This is a genomic window from Paenibacillus piscarius (genome assembly GCF_022234545.1).
GTDB lineage: Bacteria > Bacillota > Bacilli > Paenibacillales > Paenibacillaceae > Paenibacillus_AQ > Paenibacillus_AQ piscarius.
The window spans coordinates 123040-137760 of the sequence record NZ_JAIEUI010000009.1 but is presented as its reverse complement, the minus strand read 5'-3'; the positions used below and the strand labels follow the sequence as shown (position 1 = coordinate 137760).

Sequence of the window (14721 nt, the reverse complement as noted above, 5' to 3'; positions counted from 1 at the left end):
GTAACAAATTGCTCACATATATTTAACTTGTTAGCCATTTTTAAGGACTATTTTATCTAAATATACAAAATATGTATTTTGCATTATGGGTAAGTAGTTCTTACTATATATACAGATCAATGTACTTCCGTTAATGAACGGCGAAAGAAAAGTAGTATTGAAGGAAGGAGTTCTATATGAAAAAAAAGGGACCGTTATACGCTTTGTTTCTAAGCCTGATCCTTCTCCTGCCGGGATGCAGCTCAATCGCTGTTCTGAACCCGAAGGGGCCGTCTGCCAGGACGTTATCTGACACCATCATCCTCTCGATTATTGTTATGCTTGGGGTTCTGGCTGTTGTCTACATTCTGTATATCTTTGTACTGGTGAAATACCGTGCGAAGAAGAGTAATGAGGGCTACATTCCTGAACATGAGGAAGGCAACAAGGTACTGGAGGCGATCTGGATTATCATCCCGATCATTATCGTAGCCTTCCTGTCCGTTGTAACCGTCAAGACAACAACCAAAGTAGAGAATGTGGCAGCGGAATATAACGATCAGAAACCGCTTGTCATTTACGCCTCCTCCTCGAACTGGAAATGGCATTTCAGCTACCCTGAGGAAGGGATCGAAACGGTTAACTACGTGAATATGCCGGTGCATCGTGCGGTAGAATTCAGAATGTACTCGTTCGGCTCTATTACCAGTCTTTGGATTCCACAGCTTGCCGGTCAAAAGTACGCGATGAGCGACATGCTGACAACGCTTCATCTCTCTGCTGATACAGAAGGCTCTTATATCGGTAAGAATGCTAACTTCAGCGGTAAAGGCTTCGCCCACATGGAATTCGAAGCGCTTGTTCTGAGTAACAAGGGTTATGAGGACTGGGTGAAGGAAGTGAAGGAAACTGCACCTAAGCTGACTGAAGAAGAATTCAAGGGCCTGCTGGCCGCGGAATACCTCGGTCGCAAAACCTATTCCTCCACCCATCTGGAGTTCAGCCCGCCTCCGGGCAATCACGGAGACCATATGAGCGGCGGCGGCAAGGAGATGGATATGGACAACGGCAGCCAGGAGCATCAGGATAACAAGGAAATTCATCCGTCTCCCGAGCCGTCCAGCGAAACGGAATTCGACGGCGATCCTCATCCGGAGGTCGATCAGCCGCTGCCAAGCTCTCCTGTGGAAGAGAGCACACACGAAGGACACTAGCTCTCTTACGAGCTTAATGCAACACACTGAAAGGAGCTACCCTAATGGATTTGGACAAATTTAAGGTTCACGGCGAACCCTTGATATACGGGGCCATGATCAGTATTGCACTGGCAACCATCGGGATTCTCGTCGGGCTTACCTATTTCAAGAAATGGGGTTATCTGTGGCGCGAATGGCTGACCACGGTTGACCACAAAAAAATCGGGATCATGTACATCCTCTCGGCGCTGCTGATGCTGTTCCGCGGCGGTGTAGATGCGATGATGATGCGTCTGCAGACGGCTGCGCCGAAAATGAAATTCCTCGATGCGCAGCATTACAATGAGGTCTTCACTACCCATGGTCTAATCATGATTCTCTTCATGGCCATGCCGTTCATCATCGGTCTGATGAACGTAATCATTCCGCTGCAGATCGGCGCACGCGACGTTGCCTTCCCGCGGCTGAACGCCGTCAGCTTCTGGCTCTTCTTCATGGGCGCCATGCTGCTGAACATCTCCTTCGTCATCGGCGGCTCGCCGGATGCAGGCTGGTCAGCCTACTTCCCGCTCGCGAGTCTGGAATTCAGCCCGACAGTAGGTAACAACTACTACTCTCTGGCCTTGCAGATATCCGGTATCGGTACGCTGATTACCGGGGTTAACTTCATCGTAACGATTCTCAAGATGCGAGCACCGGGCATGACACTGATGAAGATGCCGATGTTCACCTGGTCCGTACTTATCACCAACGTGATTATCGTCTTCGCTTTCCCGGTGCTTACCGTAGCGCTGGCGATGATGATGTTCGACCGCCTCTTCGGCTCCCAGTTCTTCACGATGGCCAACGGCGGGATGGATATGCTCTGGGCTAACCTGTTCTGGGTCTGGGGACATCCGGAGGTCTATATCGTTATCCTTCCGGCCTTCGGTATTTATAGTGAGATTATCGCCACCTTCTCGAAGAAGAACCTGTACGGCTATACCTCCATGGTATTCAGTATGCTGATCATCTCGCTCCTGTCCTTCCTTGTATGGGCTCACCACTTCTATACAATGGGTCAAGGGGCCATGGTCAACAGCTTCTTCTCCATCACAACAATGGCCATAGCGGTACCTACCGGGGTCAAAATATTCAACTGGTTATTCACCCTGCGAAAGGGCAGGATTACCTTCACAACACCGATGCTCTACACGCTGGCCTTTATCCCGATCTTTACAATCGGCGGAGTAACGGGCGTCATGCTGGCGATGGCCAGCGCCGATTACCAGTATCACAACACGATGTTCCTGGTTGCGCATTTCCACTACGTGCTGATTCCGGGTGCCGTGTTCGCCGTCATCGCCGGTTTCCACTATTGGTTCCCTAAAGTGTTCGGCTTCCGCCTGAACGAACGGCTGGGCAAGCATGCCTTCTGGTGGATCATCATTTCCTTCAACGTAACCTTCTTCCCGCTGTTCTTCCTGGGTCTCATGGGAATGACGCGGCGTATGTATACGTACTCTGAGGAATCAGGCTTCGGCCCGCTCAATATGCTTAGCTTCGTCGGGGCTGTCGGGCTCGCTATCGGCTTCGTGCTCCTGGTCTACAATATTTACTGGAGTACCCGCTACATGCCGAGAGATACGACCAACGACCCTTGGGATGGCCGGACGCTCGAATGGGCTACGCACAGCCCGATCCCGCTCTACAACTTCGCCATTGTGCCTAAGGTTGAGACGCGTGATCCTCTATGGTCTGCGAAGCACGAGAATATTCCGCTGTATACAGACACCAAATACACCAAGATTCACATGCCTAGCAATACCGGCAAGCCGTTCATATTGGGTGTAGTCTTCTTCTTCCTTGGCTTCTTCCTGGTATTCAGCATGTGGATTCCAGCGATTGTCTCCGGGATTGGAATTCTTATCGTACTGGCCTTCATGTCCTTCGATAAGGACCAGGGCTACTACATTCCTGTAGAAGAGATTGCAGCTACTGAAAAGAAACTGATGCGGGGTGAGACTGTATGAAAATAGATGCGTCCAAGCCGCTCGAATATTCAACGGAAGAGAACAGTAATAAGATCTTCGGCTTCTGGGTGTTCCTCGGTGCCGAAATCCCGCTCTTCGCTACTCTGTTCACTGTCTACTTCGTAATGGTGAACCGCTATGCCAGCGGACCGAGCGGCAGCGAGCTGTTCGAAATCGGCCCTGTGCTGATGGAGACCTTCCTGCTGCTGACGAGCTCCTTCACCATCGGCCTTGCCGTCCATGCCATGCGGCATGGCTACAAGAAAGCGATGATGGTCTTCATGGCCATCACGCTGCTGATGGGTCTGGCTTTTGTCGGCATTGAAATTGATGAATTCTTCACTTACGTGCATGAGGGCGCTACGCTGCAGACCAGCGGCTTCCTCTCCAGTCTGTTCATCCTGCTGGGAACGCACGGTCTCCACGTCAGCTTCGGTCTGCTGTGGGGCATTGGTATTATGATTCAGCTGTGGAAGCGCGGCATTACGCCTGCGACCGCCAACAAAACGTTCATCTTCTCCTTGTTCTGGCACTTCTTAGACGTGGTCTGGATCTTTATCTTCAGCTTCGTCTACCTGAAAGGACTGATGTGACATGATGAAGCAACTATTCCCAATTAAGCATGTGATGGGTTATGTAGCCTCTCTGGTCCTCTCTGCCGCTGCGCTGGTTGTGATCTACGGAGACCTGTCCGCCAGTGCCAATATGGTCGTGCTGCTGGTTACTGCACTGATCCAGGCTTCGCTGCAGCTGTTTGTGTTCATGCACATCGGAGAATCGGCCGATTCCAAGAAAGAACTGTATATCAATATTGCGTACGCCATGTTCGTCGCTCTGGTCACTATCTTCGGTACCCTGTTCATCTTCGTATGGGGCTGGTATGCTTAAAGCTAGAGTGTAATCAAACAGCCCGCTTCCGGTGCATTACCGGAGGCGGGCTGTTTGTATAATCAATATTTCAAATGAACGACACCGCTGTTATTTCCCTGCTCCGTCCAATCCGTATAAGCCAGATCCCGGCCCGACGGGCTCCAGGCCGTCGTCAGATTTCCCTTGCCAGCAGTAATTTCGGTGGACTTATCTGCAGCCAGATCATAAATGTACAGCGTGCTGGAGCGGGTCCCGTTCTCCTCACGGATTACACTATAAGCAACCAGCCGCTGATCGGACGACCAGGAGACACCGCCAAGCTCTGCTCCTTCCGCAAGGGTCCGCTGATTCGCTCCGTCTGTATCACATAGCAGCAGCACCTGCCCGTCATCCTTATTTTGCAGCACCAGCATCTGTTCTTCATCCGGTGAAGGATATACACCGCCGACCCTTTCAAGCTTCAGCGCAGCTTTTTCCTTAGTCTTCAGGTCCAGCGTCTGCAGGGTATCACTGGAATTGCTCGTGTAGTAGATCTTATCCTTGATTTGCCTGACCACAATCAGCCCATCCCCGCTTAAGCCGTCGACCGGCGCAATCTTCGCGGAAGTTGTCGCTGTATAAGCGCCGCCGCTGTAATCCGGACCTATAACCGTATCATTATCCGCCCACTGCGCGCCCATCGCTCCGCTGGTGGCATCACTCTTGATCGTGAAGGGCTTCTTGCCCCCCAGGTCCATAATAATGTACGCCGGATCTCCCAAGGAGAATTCACTATAGAGCAGGAATTTGTTATCGGCGGACAGTGTTGCATCCCCCAGCATCATATTGTCCTTCTCCACTATCAATTCGTATTCCCCGGTATCCAGATGGAAGAAATACAGGCTCTGCGGAAGGGAGCCCGCCAGCTCTCCCGATTGGATGGGGCCGAGCTTATCGTTCGCCTTGGACACGACAACCGTCTGATCGTCCCGCCAGTCAGTGATGGATATATTCTTATACGGCTTGATTTCTCTTACTGGAACCGCTGATGCAGCGGGAGCCGTGGAAGGAGCTGGAGTCGCTGCCGGCTGGGGCGCAGGCTGGACGGTCGGCTGGGCGGATGCCTCAACAGCCCCCGCTGTATTCTCCGGACCGGGCGTAACCGCCGGAGCACCAGCCTGATTGGAGCTGCAGGCTGCAAGTGTCATTAATAGTGCTGGAATGAGCGCCAGCTTCCAGGTTTGTTTGTTCACGATTAGAAACCGCCTCCTTGGAATGAGTGTTGTGAGCAAGATAAGAAAGATTGTCAGAGTACCGGTCGGTTGCTTGGGTGTTGCCTGGAGATTTTTAAATGTTACCGTTAGAGTATTTGCCGGGCAGTCTTCTAAATACTGTTGCTTCAGGACCAATTCCCGCAATACTAAATACTCTATTTTGCCCTCAGGCAACATTATAGACGCTGAGCGGGTGGTATTAGTTGCGGTAACTCACCGTATCTTATTGACGCCGCACTACTGCTATTACTGGCTTATTGTTCCCCTGTACTCCTCCGCCGGCAAATCATTAGATAAACGCATCCTAATTTCGCGGTTTCTTCCGTTCTCACTGCGGGCCTATCCCTCATAACGGCAAAAAGCCGGCATAACCGAAGTTAAGCCGGGCAAATGCGGCTCCCGGGCCTGATCTGGCTTGCCGATGCTTGTTATAACCGGAACCGGGCCAGATGCTTCTGCAGATCCTCGGCCAGGGTGGCCAGGTATTGGGCAGAGGAGGACATCTCGCCCATCGCGGTGAGCTGCTCTCTGCTTGCTTCACTGGTGCCCTGAACGTCTTCGGCCCCCTTGCGCGATATTTCATTCACCTGGGTCATCGACTTGGCGACGCCCTCCGACTCCTGCGCGACATGAGCGATCACCACCGAGATCTGCTCGGTCTGCTCGCTGGCGGCCTGTATGGAGGACTGAATTGCCGTAAAGGCCGCCGACACCACCTCGCTCTGCGCTACACCATCGGAGACGATACCGGAGCCCTGCTCCATGGCCTCCACGGCGCTGTTCGTCTGCTGCCGGATGTGGTTAATGATCTCCGTGATCTGCAGCGAGCTCCTGCCGGTAGCCTCGGCCAGCTGGCGGATCTCACCGGCAACCACGGCGAAGCCGCGTCCGTGCTCCCCCGCCCGGGCTGCTTCAATGGACGCATTCAGCGACAGCAGATTGGTCTGTGTGGCAATTTCATTAATGGTCGTGATGATCGTGTTGATCTCCTCAGACAGGCCGCCCAGATTGCCGACGATCCCCCGACCTGCCGAGACGCTCGAGTCAATCTCCCGCATCTGTGCCAGGATCTGCTCCACCGCTTCCACGCCGCGGTCCGCAGATAAGGCCGCCTGTTCCATCAGGCTGCTCATCTCATTGCTGCTGTGCCGGGCTTCGGCAATATCATAGCTCATCGTCCGGACTGACTGGGCCGTGAGCGCAATGCTCTCTGCCTGAACCTCGAAGCCGGCAGCAATCTCGCCGGAGGTCTCGGCGATCATCTGCGAGGCATGGGCCGTCTGATCGGCGCTCGCACTCATCTGCTGGGAGGAGGCCGACAGAATCTCCGCACTCTCTGATACCCCGCGCATCATATGTTTGAGCCCGTCCAGCATCGTGTTGAACGAGGTATTAATCTCTCCGATCTCATCCCTGGACCGGTAAGCGGCAGCGGCCGTCAGATCCCCTGCTTCCGCCCGCTTCATCAGCCCCTGCAATTCCTTAAGCGGCTTCGTAATCAGCCTTGTGATCAGCGTACCGAGGACCACACTTAGAACCAGAGCCACCGCAATCAGCAAGCCGCTTAATGCAACAGAGCTTCTGGCACTCTTCGCCGTCTGGGTGTTATGGGCTGCCGCTTCCTCGGTGAAGAGCGCTGCGGTGTCTTCGAGCAGGCGGACCATTTTGCCGCGCAGCTCATTAAAGGCCGGGCCGGTAAACACCTGATACCCTTCCTCCCGCAGATTGTTGTCCGCCAGATGAATAATATTATCGCGCTGGGAGCGGTAATCGGGGAGCAGCAATACATACTCGTTCACGTAATTGGCAATCTTCTCATTGTTGAAATCAATCGTCTTCAGCCCGGCCATCAGTTCGTTATTCGTCTTGATATTCTTCTGAATCTCTGTCTTGAGCTCCAGGCGCTTCGCCGCATTCGGGTTAATCAGCGCCTCCAGCAGAAACGACTCAATCGCCCGGTTATTCCCGCGAATCTCGGTAATGTAATATATGGGCTGCAGATTCTGCTGATAGGTCTCCTCGGACCGCTCCGCCATCCGGGTGGTGGTCAGCATGCCGGTGGCCCCGATGCCAATCAGCAGGACAATCATTACCGTTATCAATACAATCATCTTATGCTTGATCTTCAGATGTCTCATTCTGTAATCCCGCCTTCTTGGTATCATGCTAACTTAGTTATCGGAGAATGAGCTCAGATTGTTGATGGCCGATTGCAAATTTTGTCGAAAAAAGGGGAACCACCGTATCTGCGCCCTTACGCCAGGTACTCAAGCCGGCAGCTGCACGCCGATTATTCCTGAAGGAGCCCATATTTCTTGCGGAACCGCTGCAGCACCTTGGTCCATCCCCCGGCTAGAACAGCCAGGAAGAACACATTGGATAAGGCATGGGCCAGGTCGAAATAGAAGCTCGCCGCAAACGTAACGGCAACCAGCTTCCAGCTGAGGGCATCCGGCAGACTGAGCAGAACCCAGATATTCATAATCCAGCCAAACAGAAAGCCCCAAATGAAGCCGAAGGCCAGCAGTCCGGTCCGCCTCTGCAGCCACCAGCTGTTCCGCAGCCAGCCGGCAGTAAGTCCGGTCATGCCCCAGGCGAACATCTGCCACGGTGTCCACGGGCCCTGTCCGAAGTAGATATTGGAGACCAGTGCGGCTACCGCGCCGATGACGAAGCCCGCCTCTGCACCGAAGACATATGCGGAGAGAATCACCACTGCCGAGACAGGCTTCACCCCCGGCAGCGCAGCGAACGGAATCCGGCTGACGGCAGCGACGGCTGACAAAACGGCGAGCAGCACCAGCTCCCGGGACTGGAGCGGCCGGCGCTCCAGACGGATCAGCAGCGGCAGCAGTGCGGCCAGCAGCAGCACCCCGCTCAGCAGCACATAATGGCGCTCCATATAAGCTGAAGCAAGCGCCAGAGCCACTATGCATAAGCCCAGAGCGGTCAGGAGCGGTAAGCGGAAGCGGGCCATGCCTTCATCACATCCTCTGTCGTCAATGCCTGCGGCAGCCGGTCCCGCACCATCCGGTTCACGGCCGTAGTATAGAAATAGTTGCTGCTGAAGAATCCTTCGGGCGCTCCTTCCGCCGTAATGCCCCCGTCAAACAGCAGGGCGCAGCGGGTCACATGTCTGGCGGCAAACTCCACATCATGCGTAACGAGCAGAATGCTTGCCCCTTGCCGCCGAAGCTCCTGAAGCAGTGCAGCCAGCCTGTCCTTGGCTGCCGGATCAAGGCCTTTGGTCGGCTCATCCAGCAGCAGAATATCCGGCTTCAGCAGCATCATCATGGCCAGGGCCGCCTGCTGCTGCTGTCCCCCGCTTAAGTCATGCGGATGGCTATCCAGCACCTCCCGGAGCCGGAATACATCCAGCAGCGCCCCAATCTCGCGTTCTGCTTCTCCGGGCGTCAGCCCGGCATAGCCGGCCATATGCTGCAATTCCTCAGCCACTGTATCGTGGCTGAAATAGAGCAGCGGATTCTGGGCCAGCAGGGCTGTCTTCATGCCCTTGGCCAGCTCCACCTTGCCGCGCTGCGGCTTCAGCAGCCCGCTGAGCACATGCAGCAGTGTCGACTTGCCTGCGCCATTGCCGCCCATGACCGCCAGGAACTCGCCCTGCTGAAGCGTCAGCGAGAGCTTCTTCAGCACCTCCCGCTCCTCCTTCGCATAGCGGAAGGTGAGCTCGCGGCAGGTGAGCAGGGCGCTGGCAGGAGCGGCAGCAGCAGAGGCTGGGGCCGATTCCTGGCGGGATTGGCGGCGTACATGGGGAGCGGCCCGCTCTGCGAACAGAAGCCCGGTCTCATCGCCGGAGACGGCAGCGTCTGTCCCCTCCGCCAGTGAATGCAGCCAGCGTCTGCCCTCGCGTACGGTCAGCGGGATCGTCCCGGATGCGGCAGACGCCGCTTCGGGTGCCAGCGACAGATATAGACGCGCCGCTGCCGGAAGGTAATCCTGTACCGCAGCAAATTCTCCGCCAGCTGACCCGGCAAAGGTGCGGGGATCGGCATCGGCCTGAAGCACGCCGCCCTCCAGCATCAGCACCCGGTCCGCCAGCGGCAGCACCTCCTCCAGCCGGTGCTCGCTGATCATTACCGTGACCGACATCTCCTCGTTCAGCCGCTGGAGCGCCGTAATGAATTCCCGTGCTGCCACCGGATCAAGCTGCGAGGTCGGCTCGTCCAGGAGCAGCACCCGGGGCTGAAGCAGCAGCACCGAGGCCAGATTCAGGAGCTGCTTCTGTCCGCCGGACAGCTCATGCACCGGCTGGTACAGCAGCGGCTCCAGCCCGAACCAGCCGCAGATCTCGGCCAGCCGGGTCCGCATCACCGCAGGCGGCATCCCCAGGTTCTCCATCGAGAAGGCCAGCTCATGCCAGACGGTATCCATCACAATCTGCGCGTCCGGATGCTGGAAGACCATACCGATCTCCCCGGCCGCCACAGCGGCCGGAAGCTCACCGAGCGGCTGGCCCCTGTAGGTCAAGCTTCCGCTGAGCGCACCTACCGGAGCCAGCTCACGCTTCAGATGGCGGAGCAGAGTGGTTTTGCCGCTGCCGGAAGGGCCGCACAGCACTACGAATTCGCCCTCTTCTATTGTGAACGAGAGCTCATGAAGCGAGTCCCGGTCTGCTTCCGGATAGCGGAAGGATAAGTTCTCCGCTCTGAGGATCTCCATAACCATTTCTCCTTTCCTTCCAGTGCCGCAGGCAGCAGTACGAACAGGCAGAAGCTGCCGTACATCACAGCCTCTGTCCAGCCGAACTCCATGGGTCTCATGCGCGGGTAGATTTCCAGACGGCCCGCCCCCTGGAGCCAGAAGAGCAGTGTAACAGCGCCGCTGGCCGCCAGCAGCACCAGGACCAGCTTATCCTGGAAGTCTGCTTTATATATACTATAGTTGCTCCGCCTGGCAATTCCATAGCCACGGGCGGTCATCGAGTCTCCTGTCTGTAGCGCTTCTTCCAGCGACCAGGTGAGCAGAATCTTCAGCAGGGTCATTCCATCCCTCATCCGCTTCCTGAGGCTTCCTGTCCGGGTGTCTACTCCGCGCAGACGCTGAATCAGGGTAATCTGCTGCAGCCGCCGCCGGAACAAGGGAACGAACCGGAGGGTCATCAGCGTCAGCAGGGCCGTTCTGGGCGCGGCCGATGCGAAGAGATACATGAACTTATCTGTGGTTACCATATATTGGTAGGAGATGAACCAGAGGAAGACCGTCAGCAGCACGGTCATCATCATCAGTCCATACAACACAGCCTCTAAGGTAATCGGCTGGTCCAGCCAGTAGAACAGGATATGTGCTCCCCTGTGCGAGAACAGCGGGTTAAGCAGCGCCACGGAAGCGGCCATCAGCAGTATGAACGGCAGACTGCGCAGGAGCAGCCTCCCCTGGCCTTGCAGCAGCAGGAGCACCAGCAGTCCGGCTATCTCAGTCACCAGGAACAGCGGGTGAAAGATCAGCAGCGCGAACAGCAGCAGCCCTGCATAATACAGCAGGGCCACTACCGGGTGCATGGACCGGAAGCCGCTGTTCATGGCGCTTTGGCTCCCAGGTCCTTGCCAAGATCCAGCGTATACAGCCATTCCACCGTGTCTCCGGGCTGAAGAGTCCAGCTGCCTGCCGCTTTGTTCGGAAATTCTCCGTTCACCTTGTACATCCAGCCGCTCTCGGGGCCGTGATCGGATTCATACAGGTTATCGATTCCCTCCACATAGGCAAAGGTCCCGCTGCCCTGATATTCCATCTGGATCTTCTGCTCCCGTGTAATCCGCTTCAGCAGCTCCAGCGCACTCTCGTTCTTTTTGATCTCATACTCCGCAGCCGCGAGAATCACCCCATGCTCCTTGTCACCGATGATGGAGAGCGTGACGTTCTCTGTCTGGCGCGCGGGTGCGGCCGGCGCGGCCGATGGCTTCGCCGCCGCCGGAGGCGTTGCAGCAGCGGGCTTGCTGCTGCGCGCGGGTGTGGCCGGCGCGGCCGATGGCTTCGCCGCCGCCGGAGGCGTTGCAGCAGCAGCGGGCTTGCTGCTGCGCGCAGGTGTGGCCGGCGCGGCCGATGGCTTCGCCGCTGCCGGGGGCGTTGCAGCAGCGGGCTTGCTGCTGCGCGCGGGAGCTGCCATACCGTCCGCCGCAGCGGAGGGTATGGCAGTGCCTTCCGGCCGCGGCGTCTGCGCGGCCGGCGTCCCGGCGGCGGGCGGGGCGGTGCCGCCGCCGGCCTGCTCCGGCTGCGGCGCAGCGCAGCCGGCGAGCAGCAGGGCCAGCAGCAGCGGAGCGGCTGGCCTGCGCAGCAGGGATTGGATTCGTCTGAACATGGTCCTCTACACCTCCACAAAAAGGGAAAAGAACGGGGGCAGTCCGCCTGTTCCCCGTTCCTCCGTACAATCTATGCTATCTTTTGACAAGCTATACCAGCCGTCCGGCTGACCAGCTATGACATAACTACGGCAATCTCACCGCTACAGCAGCAGCCATCTCACGGGTTACTGTACCCGCAGGATCAAACGCACCGCCGGTTCCGCTCATGTATCCGAGACCGGTTACCATGCGGACCGCAGACAAGGCATAGTCACTGATCTTATCTTCATCGGAGAACTTGCCCGCACCTACAGCAGCATCCAGCTTGAAGGCTCTAACGAGCATTACCGCCATATCCTGGCGTGTCACCAGCCCGTCCGGCTTGAAGGTCTTGCCGTTCACTCCGCTGATGATGCCCAGTTCCTTGGCTTTGTTCACTGTTCCATAATACCATGCATCCGGCTTCACATCACTGAAAGCTTGAGCAGAAGTATTCGCAGCCGGCTCTTGTCCGGTCAGTCTCAGCAGCAGCGCTGCCAGCTCCGCCCGGGTAATGTTCTGCTTCGGTGCAAACACCAGCTCTTGTCCGCTCACACCATTCATCAGCTTACGGTCATACGCTGTGTATACCGACTCCAGCGCCCATGGCGAGATCGACTTCGCATCGCTGAACTTAGGGCGGTCAGTTGCTGCAGAAGCTACCGTCACCGGCAGGGTGTGGCGCACGATTGCAGGGGTCTTGTCCTTCAGATAGCCCGTAATCGTAAGTGTATATTTATTCGCAGGCAAGCCTCCGGCAATGACTGCTACACCCGCATCATTGGTGGACACTGACTTGCCGCCGATGGCTACCTGCACTCCTGCTGCCGGTGAGCTGACCGGATCGGAGGTGGAGGTGGCTTGATTCCATACCCAGGTTTTTTGGGTGATTTTGATGGAGAGCTCTTGTCCCGGCTGCGGCTGTGCAGGAGTTAGAACTACAGCGTCTACCACCTGCGTGTTATCCCCGCCATAATAGACCACAACCCGGTCATTCTCCTCCAACGCAAAATCGCCCATGCCAACACTCGGATACATCCATTCTCCGCCGCGCGACACTACATACATCCAGCCGTCATAACCGCCATAGGTTCCCGCGTTCACGCCGCCGATGCCGGTCACGTAATTGCCTGCCTCATTAACCAGGGACACACCCTTGGCCGCAGCCGTCTTCTCCAGCGCCTTCAGCACATTACCGGCGTATACGCTGCCCTCGGCCAGAGTTGAATTAGGACCTTCTATTGTTACCGATACGTTAACCTGAGGATTCTTAACAGCCGCACTGCCCAGGTCAAAAAGCTTGCCGCCAGCACCAAACAGCTGATAAGCGGCAAGTGCCTCCAGTGCCTGCTCCGTAGACAGCGGATTGTAGCTGCCGCCTGCGGTGTGGGCGAACCCGCCGCCTGCTGCGCTGAAGCTCAGCAGCTTGCTGACCAGGTTGAACTGGCCCTTGGTGTACTCTGCCCCGGCCGGATCAATCCCGAAGGACGATAGGCCGATAATGGCCTGCGCAACACTCTCGCTGCTGTCGCCGTAGCCGCCGTTCTTATCCTGAGCCTTCGCCAGCCATGCCGCTGCCCGTTGTCCGGCCGTATTCACAGCCGGCTCATTCTTATGCGCGGCCAGTGCTGTCAGCACCATCGCCGTCATATCGGGATCGCTCGCACCTGTAATCAGGGTGAAGCCGCCGTCCGTGTTCTGCTTCGCCAGAATCTCCGCCAGCAGCTTGGCCGGTGTCCACTTCGCCGTGGCCGGGATGCTGTAGCTGCCTGAATCCAACGCAAGCAGCGCATATACGGCGTTGTTCAGCGTCTGGCCAGTAATGGCATCGTTATTGTAGAGCTTCTCAATCAGATTGTAGCCGGCCACATTCGCCGGGTCGCCGCCCAGCGCCTTCACAGCAAGCGTAATCCGCGCATAGTCCGTAGCTCTGCCAAAAACACCCTTCGCCGCAGCTACCTTATCCTCAAGCGCCTTCAAATAGCTTGCCGGCACCTTATAGCCTGCTTGCGCCAGCCCGATCGCCTGCCAGTCCGACTGGACTCCGTTCTTGAGCACAAGCTCCGCTGTAGCATACACGGCGCTGGTTACGCTGGCTGCCAGTCCGGCGGACTGTGCAGATGCCCCTGCCGGTGCTGCTGTGTCCGTCTGAGCTGAAGCTTGTCCAGCCGGAGCCACAGCGGCCCCCAGCATTGTGAACAGCATAACGGCGGTAAGTAACAGCCGCATGAATCTTGAGGATGGGTGATTGTTCTTCATAGCTAACCTCTTTCCTGAAATAGAATGGATGAATCCCGCTTCCTCCGCAGATGCGGCGGCAACGTAAAGACCGCCCTGTGCAGGGCGGCCGGGGAAGAGTACCATACATGCGACTGAAATGAGCTACTCTCTCATATGCAGCCTTCGCTAGGTTCGGTATCTGCTTCTGCATTCTTACCCCCGAAGAATCGAAACACAGGCGAAACAGGCAGATATCCTGGCTCATGCTTCATCACTTCCCCCGCCTTCCCATCCGCATCGCGCAGACAGTGGCTTCCCGGGAGTCGCTCGCATTTACAGTGGCGGGACCGCGCCGGAATTACACCGGACTTCCCTTTTAAGCAGACGGCACACGGAATGGCGGCACAGCCGTCCCTCGCAAGACAGCAGACCGTTCCCTGGCAATCTGCACCTGTTCCCAAAAGCTCTTAAATTTTAATATTCTCAGACCATCATATCTACTATTCCCGTGTATGTCTATAGACAAGCTGCATCAATCGCGGACAATCCTCACAGGTCAGGCAGGACATTTCCTATGCCGCATACGCCTGTGCATCCGCCACCGCCACCGCCATCGCCACCGCCACCGCCACCGCCACCGCCACCGCCACCGCCACCGCCACCGCCACCGCCACCGCCACCGCCACCGCCACCGGCTCAAGGATAACCTGCTGATTGTATTCTGTACAACAGAATGACTGTAAAAGCTGCCGATAGCACATTCTGCTGTATTTCGTGCAATTGATTATGGCGTTCTCCCCTCAAACGGGCCAAATGAAGAAAATCTGATGTATAAAGTACAACAGAACATGTT

12 protein-coding genes and 1 riboswitch are annotated in these 14721 nt (G+C 56.5%); of the genes, 4 read left to right on the top strand and 8 right to left on the bottom strand.

Annotated elements, in window-relative coordinates:
- Window positions 1-176: 176 nt before the first annotated feature.
- The 4 genes from qoxA to qoxD are packed head-to-tail and all read left to right on the top strand — an operon-like array spanning window position 177 to window position 4075.
- Window positions 177-1193 carry a cytochrome aa3 quinol oxidase subunit II gene (gene qoxA / locus K1558_RS16320; protein WP_238652676.1) on the top strand — a complete coding sequence of 339 codons (1017 nt, stop codon included), beginning with the start codon at window positions 177-179 and terminating at the stop codon, window positions 1191-1193.
- 44 nt (window positions 1194-1237) lie between these two features.
- Window positions 1238-3187, top strand: a complete 1950-nt coding sequence (qoxB, locus tag K1558_RS16315; protein ID WP_238652675.1) for a cytochrome aa3 quinol oxidase subunit I — start codon at window positions 1238-1240, stop codon at window positions 3185-3187.
- Window positions 3184-3780: a cytochrome aa3 quinol oxidase subunit III gene (gene qoxC, locus K1558_RS16310; RefSeq protein ID WP_238652674.1), complete on the top strand. Its 597-nt coding sequence runs from the start codon at window positions 3184-3186 to the stop codon at window positions 3778-3780. Before qoxB ends, qoxC begins: the two co-directional genes overlap by 4 nt.
- A gap of 1 nt (window position 3781) precedes the next feature.
- On the top strand, window positions 3782-4075 hold the full coding sequence (gene qoxD, locus K1558_RS16305) for a cytochrome aa3 quinol oxidase subunit IV (RefSeq protein ID WP_238652673.1): 294 nt from the start codon (window positions 3782-3784) through the stop codon (window positions 4073-4075).
- Between the two features lie 62 nt (window positions 4076-4137).
- Here the strand turns inward: qoxD and K1558_RS16300 are convergent, their stop codons facing one another.
- From K1558_RS16300 to K1558_RS16265, 8 genes are all read right to left on the bottom strand, one after another.
- On the bottom strand, window positions 4138-5289 hold the full coding sequence (locus tag K1558_RS16300) for a hypothetical protein (protein ID WP_238652672.1): 1152 nt from the start codon (window positions 5287-5289) through the stop codon (window positions 4138-4140).
- 449 nt (window positions 5290-5738) lie between these two features.
- The gene (locus K1558_RS16295) at window positions 5739-7448 is read right to left on the bottom strand and encodes a methyl-accepting chemotaxis protein (protein WP_238652671.1); all 1710 of its coding nucleotides are present in this window, start codon (window positions 7446-7448) and stop codon (window positions 5739-5741) included.
- A gap of 152 nt (window positions 7449-7600) precedes the next feature.
- A complete protein-coding gene (locus tag K1558_RS16290) occupies window positions 7601-8287 on the bottom strand; it encodes an ECF transporter S component (RefSeq protein WP_238652670.1) in 687 nt (228 codons plus the stop codon).
- Window positions 8260-9990, bottom strand: a complete 1731-nt coding sequence (locus tag K1558_RS16285; protein WP_238652669.1) for an ABC transporter ATP-binding protein — start codon at window positions 9988-9990, stop codon at window positions 8260-8262. Before K1558_RS16285 ends, K1558_RS16290 begins: the two co-directional genes overlap by 28 nt.
- On the bottom strand, window positions 9906-10850 hold the full coding sequence (locus K1558_RS16280; protein WP_238652668.1) for an energy-coupling factor transporter transmembrane component T: 945 nt from the start codon (window positions 10848-10850) through the stop codon (window positions 9906-9908). The genes K1558_RS16285 and K1558_RS16280 overlap by 85 nt, the downstream gene beginning before the upstream one ends.
- Complete coding sequence (locus tag K1558_RS16275) at window positions 10847-11626, bottom strand: DUF4430 domain-containing protein (protein ID WP_238652667.1); 780 nt, start codon at window positions 11624-11626, stop codon at window positions 10847-10849. The genes K1558_RS16280 and K1558_RS16275 overlap by 4 nt, the downstream gene beginning before the upstream one ends.
- Window positions 11627-11753: 127 nt before the next feature.
- Window positions 11754-13907 (bottom strand): S-layer homology domain-containing protein, encoded by a 2154-nt coding sequence (locus K1558_RS16270; protein WP_238652666.1) that lies wholly within the window; start codon window positions 13905-13907, stop codon window positions 11754-11756.
- A 190-nt stretch (window positions 13908-14097) separates the two neighbouring features.
- Window positions 14098-14295, bottom strand: a riboswitch (cobalamin riboswitch).
- A 145-nt stretch (window positions 14296-14440) separates the two neighbouring features.
- Entirely contained in the window at window positions 14441-14629 is a 189-nt protein-coding gene (locus K1558_RS16265; RefSeq protein ID WP_238652665.1) for a hypothetical protein, read from the bottom strand.
- Between the last annotated feature and the right edge of the window lie 92 nt (window positions 14630-14721).